Below are 20,685 nucleotides of genomic sequence, written 5' to 3' on the forward strand. Positions count from 1 at the left end.
TGTTGTCGGCCTTCGCGATCCGGGAAGGCCGACATCGTCCACTCAGAAGCTGTGCGAAAGTTATGATCGGCACACAAGGAAAAACGGCCGGCACGATCTCATCTCGCGTATCGGTAGCTCACGTCGCCGAGCAGCGCGATGCGAGTGAGCTCTACAAGCTTCTGACCGGGCGCCATCCGGCAGAAGTCGACATCAGCGACAATGATGATTTCGATCGCCATGTGCTCGCTTGCATTCTGGCCACATCAGCTATGGATCGCGGCCAACTTCCCGGACGTGCTGGCTTGACCAACCAGGAGCTCAATGCGCTCGTGGTGCAATACTTCCCATCCGCCCCGGTCAGGAGCTGTACCTGGCGCGAACAGTCCGCCTTACTGGCTCTTGACGAGACAGTCATGGTACGCGACCTCCTGCTTGCGCAACGTTCCACTCATGGCGAGGTTGGCGGCTGGCTCGCGACGATGATCGCGCGGCGCGCCATGGAGCCTAATCACTTGTGGGAAGATCTCGGCCTGCGGAAGCGGGATGAATTGTCCCGTGTCCTCATGCGCCATTTCGGGCCGCTGGCGGCTCGCAACACGAAGAATATGCGCTGGAAGCGCTTCTTCTATCGCATGCTATGCGAAGATGACGGCCTGGTGATGTGTACCACGCCGGTCTGCACGGAATGCAATGATTTTGATCTTTGCTTCGGCGAAGAGAGCGGGGAGAGCCGGATGGCCGGACGTCGGCGGGATCATCTGCGCCGCCTTGATGACACCGTCCAAGCCGTCCCAAGCTTGAAAGGCTGAGTTCATTATTGATACCCTCTTTGGCGCCATTGCGGGAGTGTTCTACGAGCTTTCGGCCACCTGTCGCATGGGGGGGGGTGAAAACAGGCCGGGGCAAACGATTGCGCGCACCCGACCTAAGGCCGAGGCGGCGTCTGATGATCGCGGGTTGATATCTGGCGGAGCCGACAATGCGCCGCTGAAGGAAGTTGCCGTCGCAGCCAGACAGCTCTGTTGCGGTGATACCGGCATACTGCTATCCGAACTGGAAAAAGCCGCGGTCGTCGTTGCAGCCGCTGCGCCCCGTACCATCCCGCTCAACAAGGCGATTGTCGACGAGCATGTCTTTAGCAATGCACCCGGCATCCACGACCACGGGCTGTTAAAGGACCTGGCGCAGCTACGAAGGGCTAGACCCGGGGCTGCGCGCCGCTCCTCCCGGATTGTGATCGGAAAGCATTCAGGGTTTGCCGCGATCACCTTGCTGCTGTCGTGCAGCTTTCTTTCGGCGCCGAGCAAAGCGGAACCATCCCGGCGCCCGTCCGCAAGCATGCCATCGAGCACCAAGGTCTGGTTGCGCAGGAAACGGTGTTGGCGATCTGGCGCGACATTCACGAGAGCTCGCTCGTCAACAGCGAATCAGCCACGCGGGTCGCGCGATCGGGTTGAAACATTCCAGCCTGGTCGTTTCTGGGCGCGGATCGAGACGGAGGTTGAGAATGACGACGGATGGGATCCTTGCGCGATTGAACAAGGCCTCGGCCGCAGAGGATTTTTTTTCACTCCTCGGCGTCGAGTACGATGCGAAAATCGTCGATGTGGCGCGGCTTCACATCCTGCGTCGCATGGGCCAATATCTCGCAGGCGAGGAGTTGACCGGTGCATCTGATCCTGAGATCGCCGCGCGTTGCAAGGCCACGCTTGAGCGCGCCTATGCCGACTTCGTCACGTCCTCCCCGATCGAACAGCGCGTATTCAAGGTGCTGAAGGATGCGGCCGCACCGCAAGCGAACAAGCATCCAGCATTGGTCCAGCTCGATTTGTTGGACTGAATTGAGCTCATATGTCGTGCTCTGGACCGTGAAGGTCCCGAGAGCCTGACAGCAAGCCATGGTTTCGAATTCAAGCGGAAAGTTACAGTCGCGGCCTCGCGGATCCGCAGCTTGAGCACCTCGGCTCGTTAGAGGCCAATCACGACTCACCGCTGATATTTCCATCCTTTTAAGCTGGTACGCATGCTGTACCTATCTCCTGCAATCATGCGCCGGCAGCGGGACCGCACACGTCGCCAGGAAAGCTCAGCAAGGTTCAGATGAGTGTCTTCTGTCGCATTCCGGACACGGGTCAGTACGGCCTCGAATGTTTCGACCTCGTGAGAGGCCGCCAATCCGACTCGTTCTTCAGTAAGATCTGAAATAACGGTCAATTTTCATCGCCTGCGCAATTGGTACGACAATTGCTGACATATGCTCAGCTAGTCTGGAGAAGCGCATGCTCGTTTTGGTCCGCATCGATTTTATTTTTGAGGCCGCGCAGGTTCGCGCGCGCTGCCTGCCGGCACCATAATGCGTCGCGACGCCAAAGCGATCGTCGCATACCTGGCTGAGCTGAAAGGTGCCTTTGATTCGTGCGCCCCCGTTGGCCGATCCCTGGCCGAGGTTTCGCGGGGGGAGCCGTTGCTCAACAGCGCCGGCCGTGCGGCGCTGTTGACCGGGCGCCTTGAGCGCCGCCCCTCCTGTCCTCGCCAGGAGTTGCGGGCCTGTCGCTATGATCGGCAAGAAACAAGCGCACTCGGAGCAATGGGATCGCGCTTCCACCGGCAACGACGCGGCCGACAATCGTACCAGCCGAGCCCCTCGCAGGTCCTCGATCTGTTGCACCTCGGTTGCATCTCTAAGATGAGGAGGACCAATCGATCGGCACGCCTGACCGGCCCGGTCGGTGCCTTAGCAGTGCCCGAAACCAAACCGTCGTCCCAGAATGCCGCATCCGGAACGAACCCGAGGCGCATGCTTCCGGGCTCGTCGTCAAGGTCCAGCAACGGCTGTATCGGTCCGGCGCTGCTGCCAGCCGGTGCTGACGGGATGCCGGCCGGCTTGCGGCCCGACGCTTAACTGAAGAAATCTTCAAGCGCAAATTCCAACCTGGAGGCGGAGCATGCTGCCCTGGCGAGCCGCTACTGAATGCGAATGGGAGTACAGATGATGAGCACCGCACCGAAAAGTGCAGCTCCGGCCGCGGGTGGTGGTCGCGCGGCGACCAAGAGGGAGCTGCCCGCGCGATTTAAGCCGTATAAGCACGTCTGGGTTTTCATCGAGCAGGAACGCGGGGTTGTGCACCCCGTCTCATGGGAGCTGATGGGGGCCGGCCGCCGGCTCGCCGACAAGCTCAATGTTGACCTCGCCGCGGTTGTCATCGGCCCGGTCGGGGAGACAACGCAGCAGGCGGTCGCCGAATCCTTCTGCTACGGCGCCGACCTCGCCTATATCGTCGCAGACAATCTCTTGGCCGATTATCGCAACCAGTCCTATACCAAGGCCCTGGCAGAGCTGGTCAACACTTATAAGCCGGAAATCCTACTCCTAGGGGCAACAACACTCGGCCGCGACCTCGCCGGCTCAGTGGCCACCACACTGCTCACCGGCCTAACTGCGGACTGCACCGAGCTCGATGTCGATGCCGACGGCTCGCTTGCAGCGACCCGGCCGACGTTTGGCGGCTCACTGTTGTGCACGATCTACACACTCAACTATCGTCCACAGATGGCAACCGTCCGTCCGCGCGTGATGCCGATGCCCGACCGCGTGACAGGCGCCGTCTCGCGCGTCATCTCGCATCCGCTCGGGCTTGTAGAAGAAGATATCGTCACAAAGGTCCTGTCCTTCCTGCCAGACCGCGAGTCTACAAAGTCCAACCTCGCCTATGCCGACGTGGTCGTCGCAGGAGGGCTCGGTCTGGGATCGCCTGAAAATTTCCAACTTGTACACCAGCTCGCGGACGTGCTTGGCGGCGAATATGGCTGCTCGCGGCCGCTGGTCCAGAAGGGCTGGGCCACCTCCGACCGACAAATCGGCCAGACCGGGAAAACCATCCGGCCAAAGCTCTATATCGCGGCCGGCATTTCCGGCGCTATCCAGCATCGCGTCGGCGTGGAGGGCGGCGACCTCATCGTTGCCATCAACACTGACAAGAACGCTCCGATCTTCGACTTTGCCCATATCGGCATCGTCACCGACGCCATTCGACTGTTGCCGGCGTTGACCTCTGCATTCCGCGCGCAGCTATCGCCGCACTCGCACGACCGCATCGCTGGCTAGGGGAGCTTGTTATGATTCAGGAAAGATTCGACGCCATCGTCGTCGGTGCTGGCATGGGCGGGAACGCGGCGGCGCTTACAATGGCCGAGCGGGGTCTGAAAGTGCTGCAGCTGGAACGCGGCGAGTATTCCGGGTCGAAGAACGTGCAAGGGGCCATCCTTTATGCCGACATGCTGGAGAAGCTGATTCCGAATTTCCGAGAAGATGCGCCGCTTGAGCGGCATCTAGTCGAGCAACGCTTCTGGATCCTGGACGAGCGTTCGCACACAGGGATTCACTATCGATCCGATGATTTCAACGAGGAGAAGCCGAACCGCTACACCATCATCCGCGCCCAGTTCGATAAATGGTTGTCGCAGAAGGTCCGCGACGCCGGCGCTACCGTGCTGTGCGAGACCACGGTGACCGAGCTCCTCCAGGATTCCCATGGCAGGGTCGTCGGGGTGCGCACAGACCGCGATGGGGGTGAAATCCATGCAGATGTTGTCGTGCTGGCCGAGGGGGTGAACGGAGTGCTCGGGACGGGCGCGGGCTTAAGAGGGCGGCCGAAACCGGACAAGGTCGCACTCGCGGTTAAGGAGATGCATTTTTTGTCACGCGAGACAATCGACGCTCGCTTCAATCTCAAAGGCGACGAGGGGCTCGTCATCGAAGCGGTCGGAACCATCTCCCGCGGCATGACCGGTATGGGCTTCATCTATTCCAATAAGGAATGCATCTCGCTCGGTATTGGCTGTCTTGTTGCCGACTTCCAGCGTACCGGCGAGACGCCTTACGGCCTGCTCGAGGGTTTCAAGCGTCACCCATCCGTCGCGCCGCTCATCGAAGGTTCGGAGGTCAAGGAATATTCCGCGCACTTGATCCCCGAAGGTGGGTACAGGGCAATCCCGCAGCTTTGCGGGGAGGGCTGGGTGGTCGTCGGAGACGCCGCCCAACTTAACAACGCCATCCATCGCGAGGGGTCCAATTTGGCGATGACGTCGGGCCGTATCGCGGCGGAAGCGATCTGCCTTATCAGATCGCGAAAAGATCCGATGACGGCCAAAAATCTTTCGCTTTACAAGAAAATGCTAACTGATTCTTTCGTGATCAAGGACCTGAAGAAGTACAAAGATATGCCGGCACTCATGCATACCCACTCGCAGAACTTCTTTCTCACATATCCGCAGCTCTTCTCCAAGGCGATGCAGGATTACGTGCGCGTCGACGGCACACCAAAGCTCGAGAAAGAGAAGCTGATGCTGAGCTCGTTCATCAAGGCCCGGTCTTGGAGTGGGCTGTTTAGCGATGCCCTGCGCATTGCCCGGGCCTGGCGATGATCCAAACCTAAGACAATGACGAACGACGGAGCCAGAAACAATGCCGAGCGAGCCATCCCAACGTGTCGAGGATAAACTATTCTACAACCGTTATCTCGTTGATTCCGGCCGCGCCCACATCAAGGTACGTCCGCACACCACGCCATCCTCGCGGCTCTTGTCGATGCTGAAGGCCTGCCCTGCACGGTGCTACGAGCTCAACGATAAAGGTCATGTTGAGGTGACAGTCGATGGGTGTATCGAGTGCGGCACCTGCAGGGTGATCTGCGAAGAAAGTGGTGATATCGAGTGGAGCTACCCACGCGGCGGTTACGGTGTCCTATTCAAGTTCGGTTAAATCTTCAGGTGAGAGCCCTGCCACGGCGGCTACGTCGTTCTCGCGATGCAACGAGATCACGCGCGAAATCGGCGTTAACCCGGTCACGTTCAACCGGTGTCCCAATCTTCCATCTACCCGGCGGGCCCTTGCATGGTGGACAAACGCAGTTTCCGGTTTCCGCTATAATATTCCCGAAGATAGCCAAAGCGAGCGGATCCGAAGCAAGGGTGCAAACGCAACGTCGTCCGTCTCGGATCTGGTCCACGGTCTGGTTGTCTTCCGGAATATCTGGCCGGTTTCGTCCTCCCTGGAAGGTTGGCGGTGATCCGCCCGCCGCCACCGCCTCGCTACCTATCACCTACTGACGGAATGTTGGAAGCAGGCCTTCGCTCGGCCGTAGCCACGACCCGACAACATGCCATCCCGCGCCTTGTAGACGAGAAAAGCACGAGCGCATCACGAAAATAGCGCATTCTGAGTCCTTCGCGCGACCGCCGGTTCCGCGTTCGTCAGGCGGACTGCGCGCATGCACCACACAACTTTGCACTTTCATTCCGCTATCGCCGGGATATATCGTCCGCCGGAGAGCATGATGATGGTTCGGGTACAAAAGAGCAGGGCAGGAGCTAACGCGTGGCGAGCAGATGCAGGGCGTGAGAGTTCGATTGCCGACATCCAGGCTCGCATAGTCGAACTGAGAAGCTTGCCGCGCGAGAAGCTCGCGGATGCGGCGTTCATGCTCTCGATGAATGCACGAAGCCAGCGCGAGTTGATACGAGAGGCAATCGAGAAGCGCGCCGCGGTCGAGTTGGACTTTGATCCGCCGGCGAAAGGGGATTTGGCGACCTATCTCGCCAATGATGTGGTCTCGACCTTACGCGACCACGTTTCTGAACTTCCCACCCTGATGGACCTCTTGGTTCAGCGAGCGCCTGACGTCGGCTTCACCGTCCATCGGGAGGAGGCCGTTTCGCTGCTCGCCGCAATCGTTCGCGAACAGCGGCTCGAAGGTGTCCTTGAAGGCCTCAGGCTCGCCGGCCTTCTGAACGAGCCAGCTAAGCATCGCCATGGCGGGTTCTGTTCAGAAGTGGATTTGGGGGAAGTTGCCGCCCGCACGTGAGTGGCGAGGGCGCTTTGAGGACAATCCCTGCAGATGGAATGTCTACAGGCAACCGGGACGTCGGATATCTCGGCGCCTGCTTGCGAGGTCAAAACCGCTTGAAATTCGCGGCGCAGTTCCTTGTCGTCCGTTTATCGCTGACGCGGAGCTGCCATGCACGCTCCATGGCAGTACCGAGCGCGTATAGCTCGGCGACCGTCCCCTTAGTCAACCCGAGGACCGCGGTTCGGAGCTTTCATGTTCAGTTGTAGCACGCGCGGTGCGCTGCGCTCCTCGATCACGGAGCCTTTCGCTAGCAGCCAAGCAAGGGAAATCACCGAAGGCGACGTCGACCGAGCCGCGGCGATGTGTCAACGCGGCGAAAGGCGTTCGCTCTTAGCGAGGCGCTCTGGTGAAATCGACCGTCCTTGTTCCGGTCGTCACTGGCCGCGCGCTGGCGAACGACGGGGGAAGCGCAAGTATTCCGCGAGCTACTCGGCAACAGCGGACAAGCTCAGTTGCGGTCCGCCGCAAACTGACAAAGAGTCTTCTCGGATCACGCTGGATCGTCGGGGTGAACGCTCTGCCGCGCGTCTGCCATACACGCATGATCGTTGATCGATTTTCCGGAGAATTGCGCCGGAAGTCGCCTCGCCTATTTGCTCGGTCGCGAGCCGCACCGGGATTTCGTCGAACCTCGCGTGCACGAGCACGACGAAGGCTTCGCCAAAACACGCCGCCGCGTGCGCCGAACAGCGTGTTCCTCGCAACTAGCCGGCCTGATACGTTAGTGAGTCCGCTCAAAGGCCAGGAAAGCGCCTCGCCTGCTGTGACCAGCCGCACTTCACTGAGCTGCTGCAATAATCTGACCGCATCCGATCGCAACTTTCGTCGCGATCAGCACGACTATAACCTTCCAGACGCAGCGAGCGCCGTGTCTCGATGATGTCCGCCGGGGCGTTGGCCGTCCGGAATGGCCCGCAGTTTGCGCTGGAGCATCTCAAGACGCTCCTTCAATTCGTATTCGTCAGTCAGCCGCGAATAGAGCCGCTCCAGCGCCGGCTTGCCCCAGAGTGCGTCGGGCTTCTCGGCAATGGCTGCGCGGCCCGCCACACGCTGCTGGACCAGGAGCGCATCGCCGATCAGCTGGAGAATGCCCTTGGGTCCTCGCGCGGTCGGCCGCGCTCGGCTAGTTCGCGTGCAAAGGGTGTCTTCGCGCCGGCGGCCGCAGGATTTCCAATTCAAGAAGGGAGGTAGAACGATTGTTCGAAACGGCACAGGTTGAGCAAAGACGGGGCACCCATGTGTGTTCAATTTCATCCAGAGTATGTCAGCTAGCTCACACGGCGAGCCTTGTGGGGACGGAAACGTTTCAACGCGCAATCAGAGGCTTAAGCGCGGTGGCGGGGGTGGCATAGCTGTTGCTATCAAAGTCCCGCAGACCGAGCGGAGGCTGTGTGCACACCCGGTCCGATATGGCGGAAGCAGGACGTTAGCGGTCGACCGAGGTGCGGAAACTGAAATGCCGTTTCGAGCGGTCTACCACACAAGGCCCGAGTACAAAGGCAAGAGGGACCTGGACCATGCATATCGAACCGGGAATAGTAACAGGCGCCAAGCTTGTGCTAAGCTGCGTGCTAGGCCTTGCGACGTGCTGCGTCGCCGCCAAGATTCTGGTCGAGACTATGCGCGAGCGGGGCGCTCTGTCATTTGCCCTGCAAGCCATCGCCGCGACGCTTGTGTTCATGTTCTTCGAGAGTCTGCCGCACTTTGCGGTTGGGGTCTCCGAGGTGGGTTTCGTCCCCGGCTCGATGCTGTTTCTGTTGTTCGGCGCGGCGGCGGCTGCTTTTGGTCTTGCGCTCGGCCTGCTGCTGGAAAACATACTCTTTGTTCCGGCCGACCTGCCGCAATTTGGTATGAATGCCACGACGCTTCTGGTGCCGCTGTTTGCGATCCAGGCGCTCGCCAATCGGCTCATCCCGTCCAACACCGCGCATCGCGATCTGCAGTACAGCAAGGCGCTTGCCCTCTCGACGGCGTATCAGTCTGGTATCGTTGTCTGCGTCACGTTTTGGGTCCTCTACGGCGCGGGCTTCGGCGCCGCCAATCTTTATAACATCGCATGGTTCGCGGTTTCCTACGCACTTGTGGCCCTGGTCCAGCTAGGGGTTGAGATGGCTGTGCTGGCGCTCGCGAAACAAGTTGGGCGGCGTGACTACGGGCGGAGTCGTCGCCAACCGCCTGTAGAAGGCATGTTGCCGTTGATAACAACGATGGCCCTCGGAGCGCCCGTTTTGCTCCAGCGATGCATACACTTTCCCTTATAGTTGCCGTGAGCAGCGACCGCGGACGGCGCGTGCTCGCTGCTATCGGTGCCAGAAAGGCGGCGAGCTTATGCTCATTTCGGACAAGGCCATCAGGAATTCGTATGACGCGGACTTGCGGGCAGCGGTCTGCGCTTGCTTGATGGCTAATCAGCGTACGCGCACGACGGATTTCGTCCTGCCGGTGCGCGATGCAGTCGAGGCGGACTGCCGCAATGACGTGGAGCAATGGCCCCATTCGGTCAGCGCAGCAGGCGCGTCACAAACCATCGTTGGCGAGGTTGGACGCGAGGGAGGTGTTGCGCTGCTCATTCAGGGAGATTCATCTGTCGAGCGAGCTTACCTATTCAACATTAGCACCCTTCTGGGCACTGCGATCGAGCGCCTTTCGCCACTTGCCTATGCTCTGCTGCGCTCGGCCGGAATGTTCGCAGTTCGGAAAAGAAGATCGCTATGCCCGGATTGATCGTGGTGTTGACCATGTTCGCACTGTGCAGCATCGTGTTGGCCGGCCAGTTGACCGGGCGGGCAAAGGTCATCAACACCGACACCGTTGAAATCAACAGGACTCGCGTTCGGCTCTGGGGCATCGACGCGCCGGACAAGTCCCAAATGTGCAGAGATATCAACGGCAATCCATATCGATGTGGCCTCAGGGCCGTGCGCGACCTTGAAGGCTTCATTGCAGAGCGCGAAGTCAGTTGCCTGTCAGTGCTGCAGGATGAGTCTGGACGGACGATTGCGACCTGTTCAGCTGATGGCATGGATGTCGGAGAATGGTTGGTCCGCAATGGTCTCGCGTTCGATCAGACGCAATCTTCCACAGGGCCTTACCGGGCCGCGCAACGCGCCGCCGATCGTGCCGGACTGGGCTTATGGTCGGGCAGCTTTGCCGTACCTTCGTTATATCGAGCGTGCATTCGGTTGGGTGGTCGACCAGCCAGCTGTTCGGACGACGCGAATGCACATCCTTGATGGCTGGCCCCTACACCAGAATACGCCGCAATCGGCTCCCGCGTGAGGTGACAGTCACGAGCGAGCTGGCTCGATCGGGAGTAAGTCCTCAACACTGCCGCCCAACCATGCGACGAGTAGGATGGTCTCGTACTCTTAGGCGGGATGGTCGGAATCAGTTCGGAGCAAACGAAGACGCTCTGCCGGTCATATCGTTCTGTGATGCACCTTTTCCCCTGCAGCTCCGTAGAGCAGGCATCGCACGACTTGAGCAAGCGACCTTTCTTGGCCGCCCATGAGCATCAGCGGCATAGCTGGGTCCATTACTGTTCTGGTCGCATTGGCGAGCTTGGCACCCAGTTGTTCGTGCCGCTCCAGGTGGTGCCTCGGGCCAGAAGCAATGGCCGTCGGCACGCCGATTGGCGACGGGCGTATCGTCCGCACCACGTGCTTTCGTGTTGCGAGACTGAGGCTCGCGGTCAACAGGTCTCGGCCTAAAGGGCCTGCATCGGCATCTGGTTCACGGCGACTTTCTGCGGCCACAGTATCACCGTGGCCGTTGTCGGCGCCGCGCCCTCGGCGGTGCGCTGGAACGCGCCCAGCTCAAGTCCATGCCGGACAATCACGGCGGCAAGTCTCCGATCCTTGCGGCGCTGACCTGGTGGGGGGCAATGCTTTCGATGTTTTCGTCAGGACACGAGCTTCAGCCCGACAATGCCGGCCACGATCAGTCCGATGCTGGCAAAGCGAAACGCGGCGGCCGGCTCCTCGAACAGGATGATGCCGAGCGCTGCGGTGCCGACCGCACCGATGCCGGTCCAGACCGCATAGGCAGTTCCAATCGGCAGCGTCTTCAGAGCAAGGCCGAGCAGGATCACGCTGCCGGCCATGGCCGCGAGCGTGAGCACGGACGGAACGAACTTGGTAAAGCCCTCGGTGTATTTGAGCCCGATTGCCCAGGCGACTTCCAGGAGGCCCGCGACCAACAAAATGCTCCAGGCCATGGCAACCCTCCGTTATGGCGGGGTCGTCCCCCGCGGCTGATGTGATGATGAGCGGCAAGGCCGTCCTCGCCTGGGCTCCCGATTCGTTTCGATCAGTCAGGGTCAACTGCTCTCAAGGATGAGCATTCCGACCTCAGTGGCTCAGCGAATTCACACGATCGACAAAGTAGAAAACCGTCCGCGCCGTTCATGCGACTGGTAATCTTGCAAAAAGCCGCCCCTTCAAAGAGATCCTTGTGTCTGTCGCGGAGAAGGTTGCCCAGAACGTGGCGTCGCTCAAAATCCATGCAGCAGAAGGTAACGTCGCCGTTTGGGAGAAGAACATTCCGGTATTGTCGTTCGTCTGGACATCTCAACGCTCCAACGATTGGCTGTCGTGCTTCAACCATCCTAAGCTCGCCGCTCCCACGCCTGCTGCGCGGGGGACGCGAGCGAACGAGCGCTTCGTCAGGTATTATGTCGAGTAGTTCAGGATGCACCTCGCCCATGACTATGAAGAGCAGTGATGAAATGCCGGCATCGACAAGTTGGCGCATCAAATCGACATAGTTGCGCCTGACGAGACCACTGTCCATATGCGTGCCGTCGTCAAAAACGTGCACCAGGAAACCGCGGAACTGCAACGCACGCAAGCGTTTTAGATCCCGCCCATTCATTCCTACGAGGGTTGTGAAAATCCGGATTCCATGGCCACACGCGTAGGCATGCTCAACCATTTCGGTGCAAGCCGGATTGAGCCAAGGCTCCGAATACCCGGAAAAGCTGATGTCCACAGTCGCTGGTACGCGTGCCAGGCATCGCTTGAAATCTTGCAAAGAAAGATGCTTCACGTCGGATATAGCTCTTTGCCGTTCGGCGAACTTGTCCTGCGGGCAATAAGAACATCCGACGACACAGCCCGTTGTCGTGGTTACCTCCAAGACCCTGCCGCCACTAATTGCAGAGCGCAGCTCCTGGGCAGTCATCGATTGTATATTATCCACGTCCGCGCTCCGCCATTGGGAACAAAGAGATCTTGAGGGGGCACCCTCTCGTTGCATCCTTCATGTCGGTTCGCTCATGCATCATCCTCGGTTCGTCGCCCATCACCGCGACACTTCACGGTCGCAAGCCGCGGCCCGCGATAGATGAAGACAGCGCCGACGGCTCACTCACCCTAGCGCCCCAGTCCAGCAGGATCCGGTGGCTGCCGGGTGCACATGCATCGACGGCGTCGATCTAACCTCTCGCTTCTTCCAACAAGCATCACTCATGCCATTGGAGGTATTGTCCATAAGCCGACACATCCGCGATAACTGACTTCGCAATGGCACAACGGAGGCGCAACTGCGATCGATACCGTACACTATGACGCTACGTACGATTCAAGCTCTCTCGAAATGAGTTGAATGGCAGCCTTCCTATCAAATGTGAGGCCGTTGCCGCCGCCCCAAGGGCCATGTCATCATCATCGACGTGCATCGGGATCGGCCGCCCGAAGTGCCGACTGGGAGTGCACTTTGCCGCAGTCAAAGGTGCGAATTCTTGACCACGACTTCACACAGCAAGCCGAATTTCAATAGTTGGAAACGCTATACAAGGGAGCGTCGTCGTCATGCTCTTCGTACGCTCGGGAGGGCGGCTGGATAAATATCCGGGCGCCAGCGCTACGGTCGGACTTGCGAGGCGTCTTCTCGACGATGGGTCCAGAACAGGAGTGGGGGCGCTGGCCTTGCGTACGAATGTTCCGCCCTACTGACTTCCGACTTTTCTAAACCGCTGCAGCAAGTCGGCGGCGCTGGTAGGGCACGGGCGACTTCACCTATATCTACGGTATCGCGATGAGCAGTTTCAGGGTTGGCTCGGGCGCGGTTCGCTCATCGTCTTTCACGGGGGATCAGTTCACCGACAACCCCAATTGCGGTGTTCCCTGACAAAACTCGAGTGGCACGCGCAATTTCGCTTCGACTCCGAGCGTCCTGGGATGCGCTTCTCGCTCGGTGTCACATACAACGACATCCTCAACCAACTTCGATAGCCGCACGCTTGCCGCTTGGTCGTGTCCTCGATGCGCCGGCAGCTTAGTGTTTCGTTTACCAATCTCAGGTAAGAAATTGTGCGTTATGTAGGGTATGTGGGCTATGTGCCCCAATTGTGGAGGTCGCCATGGCTGCGGACGAGCCATCGTGGAAGATGTTGATCGCCTTCTTGACGGTAATCGCGCTCTCCACGGTTTTGCTTCACGCTGGGCACAAGCCGGAGATCGCGATCATGCCGTGCTTTCTGTTGTCGATGCTGATGCAGGGGCGGCTGACCGAGTGATGGCTTCGACCAAAAAGCCTACCGATCTCGCAGACAGGAGGCCTTCCGGTCCGGCCGATGTGATGCGCGCCCCCCGCATCCTAATCGTCGATGACGATAAGGCTGATGCAGATCGCATTGGAACGGCGTTAAAAAATCCCCTGACGAAAATTGGGCAGCTTGATTGCAAGATAGAGTGGGTCAACGACGTAGCAAGCGCTCGCCAATATCTCGAGAAAGATGATATCGACTTGTATTTCCTTGACCTTGATATCTCGGAATACTGGGAAAAGCCGACCGACAAGGAAACGGGCAAAGCTTTCGTGAAAGCTGTAATCAACAATACGAATGCTGGCATCATCGTATGTTCCAATCTGCCGATTGACGGGGAGGCGCCACCTCTCATCGAGTATGGAGCAGATGATTACGTCGAAAAATCCTACGGCTTCATGGCAATCGCACCCCGGGCAATGTCGGTCTGGCGAAGAACGCATACCGAGAGGCGTTCCAAGCAATCGCATTCCGGCCGGAGGTTTCGGATCGGGAATTGGATGTTCACGATTGGTGATCGTCAGATTACCGATCGTTTGGGGATCTCCAAGCGGCTTTCGATAACCGAACACATTTTCCTGCGCCATCTCTGTGCGGTGGAGGGTCATGCTATCGATAGCGAAGTCTTCAACATCGAGGTGCTGCGTAGAGAGAAAGGTGATAAGCACGTTCGACTGGACGTCTTCGTGCCAAGGCTTCGCGCCAAGTTGAACAACATGATCGACTTAGTTCCCCAAGGGCGAACGGGGATTTACAGGCTCTTGGACGTTGAAGAAGTGTTCTCCTTCTAGTTTGCTATGGCGCCTTGAGTGTAGTTTTCAATTTTTGAAAATCCCAATACGGATCGATGAACGAGCACTTGTAGTTGGGTCCGATATATTCCCTCTCGGCGTCATCAAAGAAGATCCGAGCCGCACCATGAGACTCCTCAGGTATGATCAGGAAAGCGGCGTCCTCTTGTATAAAGTTTAGGTCGCCGACGTGCCACCACTCTCGTTGCCATTCGAAGAAGTAGGTGGTTTTGCCTGGTGCCTAGCTGGCAGCCGACCACCTCGAACCCTCGCTTTCGCGAGCGTGAGCCGATTCTTTCCAAATCGGCCAGACACTTTTCGAGGTTATCCTTGGCTTCGCTTAAAGGCCTCTTCGTCTCGCCCAGTCGCTTGAAGTCAGGTTTCACCGGGCCGGCACCCACCGCGCTTAAGTGATGGCAAACAGTCGTGAGATCGCTCGACATACGCCTCGAGAACGAAAGCTATATTTTCGAGCGGCACTAGCCCCGAAAAAAAGGTGTTGGATACAGTGTCGTCCTGGCCGGTCGGCCCCTCGACCTTCACCTCGACGAGCGGGACTAGGACATCGCGATTGTCACGCGTAGCTCTGCCCATTCTTATGTAAGTCCTGTCGCACGTTGGGTTGTATGCAGGACCGCGGCGAGGCGCGGTGTATTCGGTCGCGCGCGTGAGCTGGTGCGCTTGGTATGAGGCGCATCACTCCCACAGGAACGACGCCGGTCAGTTCCCGTTCGCGCGATCACGGCGCGAGCGCGCCATCTAGATTGCGCCTGCGCCTGTTTTTGGGCTGGCAACTTTGCCGATTTCAAGCAAGGGTGCAGGCACCATCCGCGAAATCGCTCGTCTGTCGGCGACCCGACTGTCTAGAGGAACAAGAGACTACGAGAGGTCTGGCGCGGTGAAGTCCGCCGTTTCTTTCGTTCGGTACGCCAGACTGCGACACAGGATGTCCCCGCGGTTGACGCGGCATGCGGTTTTTCGGCCCTTTTGTCATGCGGCATCGCAGGGCGATCCATCCGTTTCGACCGGACCCCAGACCACGCGAGCAAGTGCGGGCGGTGTGCAGTCGCAGAGATAAGCAAGCTGGAGTATGCAGAGTGGCGGCGAGCGCCGGAAAAAACCGAGCTCAAGTCGGAATGAAGCTGAGGTGGACGCGCAGCTGAGCCCAAGCGAAGCTCAGCGGACCAGAAAGATAACGATTCAAGGTTCAGACAGCATTTTCCAGCGACTTGAAGCCGCGACTGACCGCCCGGGGATGCGCGAGAGCCTCGTCGCCCAGGCGGCTCTTGAGCGCTTTCTGGATCGGGCCGCTTATGGACGTTTTGTTTACGCGGCCATCGATCGGAATGAGCCGGTGCTCAACTTCTGCATTTCGGGTGGGCTTTTCTCGTCCAGTGCGGGACGGGGTGAATTCTCGAGCAATCGCCGGCAAAGGAAGGACACTATCCCACAATCCCCTTGGCTCAAAAAGTTAAATTGGAAATCTCAGATCGCACTCAAGCGCAAGTCGAGGCCAAAGCAGGTCAGTTCACGTCGTGATCGCGAGCGCCGAAATGGTCGTCCTGGAAGCCGATCAGGACGTGGATGGGTGAACTCGACCTTGCGCTGCCTGACTTTCCTCCTCGTCGCTCAACAGGCGCGTCAAGAACCTCCGACCGACTGATTGCCTGAGAAGCTCCAAGCAGCTGGTCGGATATGCGACATGCGTCGCAAGCTCGACAGAAATGATACAAAAAATGCGTAATTTCAATGAGCGCTGGCTGGCATGCGACTTGCTATTTTCTCCGCAGAGCCAGGTAAAGCGAATTTGAGCAATGACCAGTCTGACTGAGAGCGCAAGTCAAGTCGGTGCGGCGAACCTGCTGAGCGTGGGTTCGCGGGCCCCCTCGATCAAAGTGGAGAACTGGCTACGCGGCCAGCCGGTTAGAAAGTTCAAACGTGGGAAAGTATATATCCTCGAATTTTGGGCGACGTGGTGCGGGCCATGTATCGCCTCGATGCCAAATTTGGTGGTCCTGCAAGACAAACACAGGAGCAATGGAGTTGAGGTAGTGGGCATCGCGGCTCGCGAACAAGCTTCGACGGCGGATGAAGCGCGAGCCAGCCTGGACGCCTGGTTGACGAAGAGCCTCCCAAATCTGAACTTCGCGATCGCATTGGACTGCGCCGGAGAAATGAACAAGCTTTGGATGGATCCCAGCTTTTCTGTCGGGATTCCCACGTCATTCGTCGTTGACCGTGACGGCCGCATCGCCTTTATTGGCCATCCGACGCAGCTCGATCATGCCTTGCCCAAAGTTCTGAACGGATCCTGGGCAATGAGCGACGAAGCCAAAGCGCTGGATGCGGAAAGGATAAACATGGGCCGACGCAGAAAGCGTGAACTATCGCAGAAGAGAGCTCTGGTGGAGCCGATCTTTGCCAGACTTGAGCCCGCCATGAAGAGAAAGGATTGGCGGACAGCCCTTTCAGCTATCCAGGAGGCCCTCGCGGCGATGCCGGACGAGGTCACCTTCCGTGGGCTTCACGCGGAATTGTTGCTTCACAAGATACGCGACCTGGGGGCTGGCCTGCCGGTGTTGCGCCAATTAGTTCGCGACGCGATCGAGAAGAAGTCCGTGGTTTGGATGAGCGTCGCGATTCGCCAACTGTTCGACCCCGCGAAAGACTACTCCGATTTTCCACATGCGGAGCGCTTTGCCATGGGCAAGGAGCTCTCCGAACACATCCTGGCGGCGAATCCGCCCCGAGGCAGCGCCGGCGCGAAGTTCCTGTCGTATGGGGCGGTCGCTCAGTACTATTACGAGACCGGTAAGCGGGACCGCGCGATTGAATTGGTCGAGGTGGCGCTTAAGTGGCTGGATGCAGCGCCTGCCTCTGATCTAGCGAAACGGGACGTCATGCAGTGCTCTCTCCAGGCTTTGGCGAGCTACAGGAGTGAGAAGCTCTCTGCCGAGGAGTGCTGTTCAGCCCCGCAAAACACGGCTCTCGAAAAACCGGAACCGAGATCGCCAAGGGAGGCAGCGTGAGCAATGCTGCTTGGCATGTCTTTTCGGCCTCGTGGTTTTGCGATCGAAATCGGAGCCTCTTGGGAATGTCGGGCATTCACATGAAGTGAGGACAGGAGGCACGAGCCGGTGAACGCAGGCGAGGCCGCACCACCATAAGTTCTAGGGCGAATGTTTCCTCAAGGTTGGTCGCGCTCCGACGCGATAGCGGCGAGAGTGCCTGCTGAAGTGAAGAGTGGCCGGCGGCTGCTAAGATTGGCGTCCTAGAAGATGCTGGATGGCATCTTCGAACAACTAAAAAGATAGAAATGGGTGGTGACGCTGATGCTTTCCAGCTCTCAAAGAAGCTTTCTCAAGTTTCTATCGCTGCTGTCGGAAGCGGTTCAGAACTTCGTTCCGCTTGGCCAGCAAGCCGATTCGGGAGAGCCGCCAGTCCGTGGCTCTGGACTGTGCTGTTCGGAGCCGTCAGATTCCCCTGCGCCCGCCAGTGAAGGAACACTGAGCGAAGCTGTACCTTCATTGAGCGCCCTCTTTGCGAGCACGGCGCCGGGTCGAGCATGATGTACAATCAGCGCCAGCGCCGCTCTGTCAAAGCCGCCGCCCTGTTCCGGAAATCTGGGCCCTGGTACAAAGTGCTTTACGTCCAGGTACTCATAGCGATCCTGATTGGCATTCTCGTTGGCTGGCTATGGCCCGCTGTGGGGACGAGTAGCTGGATCAAAGCGCTTGGTGATGGGTTCATCAAGCTGATCAAGATGGTGATCGCGCCGATCATCTTCTGCACTGTTGTCTCCGGAATTTCGCATGTTCAGGATGCTCGAAAGGTCGGCCGAGTCGGCGTCAAGGCGCTACTTTACTTCGAGATCGTATCAACCTTCGCGCTCATCCTGGGTCTTTTGATGGGCAATCTCGCTCAGGTCGGTCATGGGCTCGCTCCCAAGGGGGATGCCGCGGCCGTAGCCAACTACGTCAAGACGGCGGAATCGCAGAAGACGGTCGATTTCCTCCTCAATATCATTCCGGATAGTGTAGTTGGCGCCTTGGCCCGAGGTGACGTGCTCCAGGTGCTACTGTTTGCCATCCTATTCGGGTTCTCGCTGATGGCGCTTGGGGAGGGGGGTGAGCGGATGCGCGGTCTGGTTGACGATGCTGCACAAGCGGTGTTTGGAGTCATTAGGATCGTAATGAAGGCAGCGCCAATCGGGGCGTTCGGCGCCATGGCCTACACTATCGGCGAATTCGGACCGTCCGCGCTCGGTAAGCTCCTCGGATTGGTTGCCCTGTTTTATGTGACAGCCGGGCTCTTCGTGATCATTGTGCTTGGCCTGATCGCGCGCTTGGTAGGCTTTTCTATTCTAAAGTTCATCAGGTACATCAAGGATGAGCTGCTGATCGTGCTCGGAACATCGTCATCCGAAAGCGCGCTGCCGCAGTTGATGGAAAAACTGGAACGGCTCGGCTGTTCGAAGGCGGTCGTTGGCCTGGTGGTGCCGACAGGATACTCTTTCAATTTGGATGGGACGAACATTTACATGACGTTGGCGACCTTGTTCATCGCGCAAGCGCTCGGGGTCGATCTCAATTTCGGCCAGCAGCTCACGATACTCATTGTGGCGATGCTCACCTCGAAAGGCGCAAGCGGTGTCACCGGTGCCGGCTTTGTCACCCTGGCCGCGACCTTGACTGTGGTCAGTCCTGAACTTGTCCCTGGCATTGCGATCGTATTCTCGATAGATAAGTTCATGAGCGAGGTGCGTGCGCTTACCAACATCATCGGGAACGGTATTGCCGCGGTGTTTGTGTCCTGGTGGGAAGGTGAACTCGATAATGTTTCGCTACACGCGCAGCTCAAGTAGGTGTGCGAGCGCAGCCCGGCCCTGCGACGGCCAATGCGGTCGCCAACAGAATGCTGCGGGCCAGCAAAGTCGCAGTTCAATGTTGTCCGGGAGCGCCCAGCGAAAGATGTTGAGATACCTTGTTGCACTTGCGGACGAGAAATCACGCCTTGAACTCCTGCATTTTGCGTTCGCAATTATCGTGCAGTAGTCGGCCCGCCTGTTTGGGAAGAAATGGTCCTGCAGGGAGGTCGAGTCGTTTTCAAAACGAAATCGAGTCGTTCTTAAAGCGGAAATCGAGTCGTTTTCAAAGTGTCCGCACATCCTTGAAGATATTAGTGGGCCCGGCAGGACTCGAACCTGCAACCAGACCGTTATGAGCGGGAAGGGGTCCTCGAAACAGGCTGAAAATGCCGGGGAATTCGAGGACGAGTGATGGCGTTTGTTCGTGTTTGGTTGCGCCGTAGTATTGGTTATTGATTTGGTTGGAAACGCCGCCAGTAGCGGCTCATCAAGTTCGCATTGGCTCGGGTACCGTACTCGGTTTAGCTAATTCGCCCGTTCGATTCCACGATTGATATTGCCAAGGCTGAATCATCTCCAGCGTGGTAATTCGGGGAGAGAACTTAAGTGGCTTGCCGAGGCTAATTTCATCTAAGCGTCGCAAAAGCAGCGGCACGAATTGCTCCGGAATGAAAAGCCAAGGCCGAACAGGCCAGTCCTTATTGAGATGAGAGTCGCGCGTTATCGCGCTGCAGACCTTATCCCAATCGTCGTGCCATCCCCTTAGCCGCTTCGTCAAGCTCGGGAGCCCTTTGCTGTAAGATATCTCACAAAGGAATATTGTCTTGTCTCTAAAATCTACGCCGACTGCGTCACAGTACCAATGCAGACCGCTGGTATCGGGATTGGCGCCCTCGTTTAGCTGAATGCAACATTCCGTATTGAGAAACATCGCTCGATCAGATCGCAAGTAATGCGTCATAACAGTTTCGTAGTAGTCCATGCTTTTGCCTGCCTAATTCAACGCCATTAGCGACTACTTCTATCATCAATCCGGCAGCGCACGCCGGTTTTTCGCGTGTCAATCGGCTTGCAAATTTGGCTCTGACTCACTTTTGATGAAGTTCAAGCGTCGGCTCGCGTTGGTTTCACAAAGGAATCAATATGATGCAGCGAGCCCTACGTCCGTCGGCCTTGGTCCCTCGCGGATTTGACGTGGAAAGCGCTTTTTGTGATGGCGCTACGACCGTGATCACCATACGCGCCACGAGGGGGACGAGTCTCTGTCCCAGCTGCGGGACCAGTTCTGGGCGGATCCATAGCCGATATCAGAGGCGCCTAAATGACCTGCCGCTGGCGGGGCGGCAGGTTCGCCTGGTGGTCGTGGCGCGCCGCTTCCGCTGCGTTACTGTTCTGTGCGGTCGGCGTATTTTCAGCTGAGCGCTTCGACGACGGCGCTCTGGCACCGTGGGCGCGGCGAACGACCCGGCTCGATCTGATCGTCCATCACCTTGGCCTTGCCTTGGGTGGCCGCCCGGCGGCGAGTTTTGCCCGTCGACTTATGCTGCCCGTGAGCAACGACACATTGCTTCGGGTGGTTAGAAAGCGCGG

16 protein-coding genes and 2 pseudogenes are annotated in these 20,685 nt (G+C 58.4%); 14 read left to right on the plus strand and 4 right to left on the minus strand.

Going from position 1 to position 20,685, the window contains the following annotated elements:
• Nucleotides 1–62: 62 nt before the first annotated feature.
• From ACIPUD_RS37935 to ACIPUD_RS37960, 6 genes are all read left to right on the plus strand, one after another.
• Nucleotides 63–791, plus strand: a complete 729-nt coding sequence (locus ACIPUD_RS37935; protein ID WP_446482770.1) for a nitrogen fixation protein NifQ — start codon at nucleotides 63–65, stop codon at nucleotides 789–791.
• A 698-nt stretch (nucleotides 792–1,489) separates the two neighbouring features.
• On the plus strand, nucleotides 1,490–1,822 hold the full coding sequence (nifW, locus tag ACIPUD_RS37940; RefSeq protein WP_377791593.1) for a nitrogenase stabilizing/protective protein NifW: 333 nt from the start codon (nucleotides 1,490–1,492) through the stop codon (nucleotides 1,820–1,822).
• 1,149 nt (nucleotides 1,823–2,971) lie between these two features.
• Complete coding sequence (locus tag ACIPUD_RS37945; RefSeq protein WP_446482760.1) at nucleotides 2,972–4,087, plus strand: electron transfer flavoprotein subunit alpha/FixB family protein; 1,116 nt, start codon at nucleotides 2,972–2,974, stop codon at nucleotides 4,085–4,087.
• 11 nt (nucleotides 4,088–4,098) lie between these two features.
• Nucleotides 4,099–5,406 carry an FAD-binding protein gene (locus ACIPUD_RS37950; RefSeq protein WP_204513351.1) on the plus strand — a complete coding sequence of 436 codons (1,308 nt, stop codon included), beginning with the start codon at nucleotides 4,099–4,101 and terminating at the stop codon, nucleotides 5,404–5,406.
• Between the two features lie 40 nt (nucleotides 5,407–5,446).
• Nucleotides 5,447–5,743 (plus strand): ferredoxin family protein, encoded by a 297-nt coding sequence (locus tag ACIPUD_RS37955; protein ID WP_085383486.1) that lies wholly within the window; start codon nucleotides 5,447–5,449, stop codon nucleotides 5,741–5,743.
• Between the two features lie 574 nt (nucleotides 5,744–6,317).
• Complete coding sequence (locus ACIPUD_RS37960; protein WP_446482761.1) at nucleotides 6,318–6,845, plus strand: hypothetical protein; 528 nt, start codon at nucleotides 6,318–6,320, stop codon at nucleotides 6,843–6,845.
• An 823-nt stretch (nucleotides 6,846–7,668) separates the two neighbouring features.
• Here the strand turns inward: ACIPUD_RS37960 and ACIPUD_RS37965 are convergent.
• Nucleotides 7,669–8,032, minus strand: a pseudogene (locus ACIPUD_RS37965) (RMD1 family protein); the annotation flags it as partial.
• Between the two features lie 375 nt (nucleotides 8,033–8,407).
• Here ACIPUD_RS37965 and ACIPUD_RS37970 point away from each other — a divergent pair.
• The 3 genes from ACIPUD_RS37970 to ACIPUD_RS37980 all read left to right on the plus strand — a co-directional run bounded on the left by ACIPUD_RS37970 (nucleotide 8,408) and on the right by ACIPUD_RS37980 (nucleotide 10,123).
• Nucleotides 8,408–9,151 carry an energy-coupling factor ABC transporter permease gene (locus ACIPUD_RS37970; protein ID WP_446482762.1) on the plus strand — a complete coding sequence of 248 codons (744 nt, stop codon included), beginning with the start codon at nucleotides 8,408–8,410 and terminating at the stop codon, nucleotides 9,149–9,151.
• Nucleotides 9,152–9,218: 67 nt separating this feature from the next.
• Nucleotides 9,219–9,614: a hypothetical protein gene (locus ACIPUD_RS37975; RefSeq protein WP_446482763.1), complete on the plus strand. Its 396-nt coding sequence runs from the start codon at nucleotides 9,219–9,221 to the stop codon at nucleotides 9,612–9,614.
• Nucleotides 9,602–10,123, plus strand: a complete 522-nt coding sequence (locus ACIPUD_RS37980; RefSeq protein ID WP_259217541.1) for a thermonuclease family protein — start codon at nucleotides 9,602–9,604, stop codon at nucleotides 10,121–10,123. Before ACIPUD_RS37975 ends, ACIPUD_RS37980 begins: the two co-directional genes overlap by 13 nt.
• A gap of 473 nt (nucleotides 10,124–10,596) precedes the next feature.
• Here the strand turns inward: ACIPUD_RS37980 and ACIPUD_RS37985 are convergent, their stop codons facing one another.
• The 3 genes from ACIPUD_RS37985 to ACIPUD_RS37995 all read right to left on the minus strand — a co-directional run bounded on the left by ACIPUD_RS37985 (nucleotide 10,597) and on the right by ACIPUD_RS37995 (nucleotide 12,089).
• Nucleotides 10,597–10,728: a hypothetical protein gene (locus tag ACIPUD_RS37985; RefSeq protein WP_446482764.1), complete on the minus strand. Its 132-nt coding sequence runs from the start codon at nucleotides 10,726–10,728 to the stop codon at nucleotides 10,597–10,599.
• A gap of 63 nt (nucleotides 10,729–10,791) precedes the next feature.
• Nucleotides 10,792–11,106, minus strand: coding sequence for a quaternary ammonium compound efflux SMR transporter SugE (gene sugE, locus ACIPUD_RS37990; RefSeq protein ID WP_219682360.1), 315 nt, complete (start codon nucleotides 11,104–11,106; stop codon nucleotides 10,792–10,794).
• A 92-nt stretch (nucleotides 11,107–11,198) separates the two neighbouring features.
• Complete coding sequence (locus ACIPUD_RS37995; RefSeq protein ID WP_446482765.1) at nucleotides 11,199–12,089, minus strand: SPASM domain-containing protein; 891 nt, start codon at nucleotides 12,087–12,089, stop codon at nucleotides 11,199–11,201.
• Between the two features lie 1,182 nt (nucleotides 12,090–13,271).
• Between ACIPUD_RS37995 and ACIPUD_RS38000 the strand changes: the two genes are divergently transcribed.
• From ACIPUD_RS38000 to ACIPUD_RS38020, 5 genes and pseudogenes are all read left to right on the plus strand, one after another.
• Nucleotides 13,272–14,228: a hypothetical protein gene (locus ACIPUD_RS38000; RefSeq protein ID WP_446482766.1), complete on the plus strand. Its 957-nt coding sequence runs from the start codon at nucleotides 13,272–13,274 to the stop codon at nucleotides 14,226–14,228.
• 1,147 nt (nucleotides 14,229–15,375) lie between these two features.
• On the plus strand, nucleotides 15,376–15,891 hold the full coding sequence (locus tag ACIPUD_RS38005; protein WP_446482767.1) for a hypothetical protein: 516 nt from the start codon (nucleotides 15,376–15,378) through the stop codon (nucleotides 15,889–15,891).
• Nucleotides 15,892–16,042: 151 nt separating this feature from the next.
• Complete coding sequence (locus tag ACIPUD_RS38010) at nucleotides 16,043–17,257, plus strand: TlpA disulfide reductase family protein (protein WP_446482768.1); 1,215 nt, start codon at nucleotides 16,043–16,045, stop codon at nucleotides 17,255–17,257.
• A 539-nt stretch (nucleotides 17,258–17,796) separates the two neighbouring features.
• The gene (gene dctA, locus ACIPUD_RS38015; RefSeq protein ID WP_377791592.1) at nucleotides 17,797–19,092 is read left to right on the plus strand and encodes a C4-dicarboxylate transporter DctA; all 1,296 of its coding nucleotides are present in this window, start codon (nucleotides 17,797–17,799) and stop codon (nucleotides 19,090–19,092) included.
• Between the two features lie 1,149 nt (nucleotides 19,093–20,241).
• Nucleotides 20,242–20,685, plus strand: a pseudogene (locus ACIPUD_RS38020) (transposase family protein); the annotation flags it as partial.

This window comes from Bradyrhizobium sp. CAR08, assembly GCF_052871955.1.